General features: G+C 42.0%; 2 protein-coding genes. Both read right to left on the bottom strand.

Annotation, left to right across the window (positions count from 1 at the left end):
* Window positions 1-128: 128 nt before the first annotated feature.
* The gene (locus GMD6S_RS08880; protein ID WP_000382004.1) at window positions 129-563 is read right to left on the bottom strand and encodes a cytidine deaminase family protein; all 435 of its coding nucleotides are present in this window, start codon (window positions 561-563) and stop codon (window positions 129-131) included.
* Between the two features lie 12 nt (window positions 564-575).
* A partial coding sequence (gene gltX / locus GMD6S_RS08875; protein ID WP_000299257.1) for a glutamate--tRNA ligase occupies window positions 576-2,000 on the bottom strand: 1,425 nt, incomplete at its 5' end.

The following is a 2,000-nucleotide window of genomic DNA, read 5'->3' as shown; positions in this document are numbered from 1 at the left end:
TGACCAACGGACCTGAGCTTTTCAACTCTTTCTATTATACCTACTTTTTTACCTTTGTCAAGAACTTTTTTTCCTCTTTATCAAAATTCTGAAAAGATAAGGGAAAGAGCCAGTTAAACTGACTCCTTCTATTTATCTTGCCAATTAGTCGCGCGTTCCTCTCCCCACCAGTAAGGGATCAATTCAGCAACCTTAATTGTTTTTCTTGTTTCGTAGTCCATCATGAACTCTGCTTCTTTATTTTCAGCATTCAATTCTAAGAGAAATTCTCTGCAAGCGCCACAGGGCATGCCTGATCCTTCGCCGTAGGGAGGTTTATCTCGAAAGGCGAGGATTTTCTTAACTTTAGTTTGTCCTGAAAATTGATACATATTGAAGAGAGCTGCTCGTTCTGCACAGAGATGAAAAACGCCACAAGTGCCCTCCATACAAAATCCTGTGAAGATCTGACCATCTTCTGCTTCTACCGCAGCAACAACATGGTTAGCATAAACAAAGTCAGAAACTTCATGGGGATTGAATAAGGTTCGTGCTTCTTCATACATTTTTTCCCATGTATCCATCGGAAGTCCTTTTTATTTAGAAATCTCTTTGAGCATATTATCAATATGCTGGATAGATTTCTCACGACCTAATAGGTAAATCGTATCTGGAAGTTCTGGTCCATGCATTTCACCTGATACTGCAATACGAATCGGCATGAAGAGGTTTTTCCCTTTAATACCTGTTTCTTTTTGAACTGCTTTGATTTGTGGGAAGATGTTTTCTGTTACAAATTCTTCATCTGTCATTGCTTCTAGCTTCGCTTTGAAGGCTTCTAGAACAACAGGAACGGTTTCTCCTGCCATGACCTCGCGCTCAGCGTCTGTCAACTCTGGGAAATCTGAGAAGAAAAGATCTGTCAGTGGAACAATCTCGTCTACTGATTTCATCTGTGGCTTGTAGAGTTCTACCATTTTCTCTGATTTGTCAGTCAAACGCCCTGCTTCTTCTAGGAAAGGTTTTGCCATTTCAAAGATAGTAGCAAGTTCTGCTCTCTTGATGTAGTCATTGCTCATCCAGTCCAGTTTCTTCTGATCAAAGGCAGCTGGAGACTTGCTGAGGCGGTTTTCGTCAAAGAGTTTAATCAATTCCTCACGAGAGAAAATTTCATCTTCGCCACCTGGATTCCAACCAAGAAGGGCGATAAAGTTAAAGACAGCTTCTGGAAGATAGCCTTTCTTACGATAGTCCTCAATAAATTGAAGGGTGTTGGTGTCACGTTTAGACAATTTTTTCCCTGTTTCAGAGTTGATAATCAAAGTCATGTGACCGAACTCTGGAACTTCCCAACCAAGAGCCTCATAAACCATAAGCTGTTTGGGTGTGTTGGCAATGTGGTCATCTCCACGGATAACATGAGAGATTTGCATATCGTGATCATCAATAACAACGGCAAAGTTGTAAGTCGGGTATCCGTCTTTCTTTTGAATCACCCAGTCACCACCGATATTGCCACCTTCAAACTCGATATCACCTTTGACCATATCATGCCACTTGTAGATACCAGACTCATTGACAGCCAAACGAACAGTTGGGATGATACCAACTGCTTCACGTTCTGCGATGTAAGCTGCTTTTTCTTCTTCGCTCATGCCAAGATATTCATTGATGTAACGTGGTGTTTCGCCAGCTGCTTCTTGGCGTTCGCGTTCAGCTGCCAACTCTTCTTCTGTAACGTATGATTTGTAGGCTTTTCCTTCAGCTAGCAATTGGTCGATGTATTTTTGATAGAGTTCCAAACGCTCTGATTGACGGTAGTTTTCATGAGTTTCTGGGCTCTCATCCCAGTCAATCCCCAACCATCGAAGATTTTCAAGCTGTGAGCGTTCTCCATCCTCAACATGGCGTTTACGGTCAGTATCTTCGATACGAATGATAAAAGTTCCACCATGATGACGTGCGTAAAGGTAGTTAAACAATGCTGTACGGGCATTTCCGATGTGTAGTAGTCCTGTTGG

It is taken from the genome of Streptococcus sp. GMD6S (assembly GCF_000297015.1).
Note: the sequence above shows the minus strand (reverse complement) of the source record. Positions and strands in the feature narration are given on the sequence as shown.

What these genes read in the sequence shown, in the direction of transcription:
- GMD6S_RS08880 (WP_000382004.1), bottom strand. Translation starts at nt 563, where the DNA reads ATGGATACATGGGAAAAAATGTATGAAGAAGCACGAACCTTATTCAAT.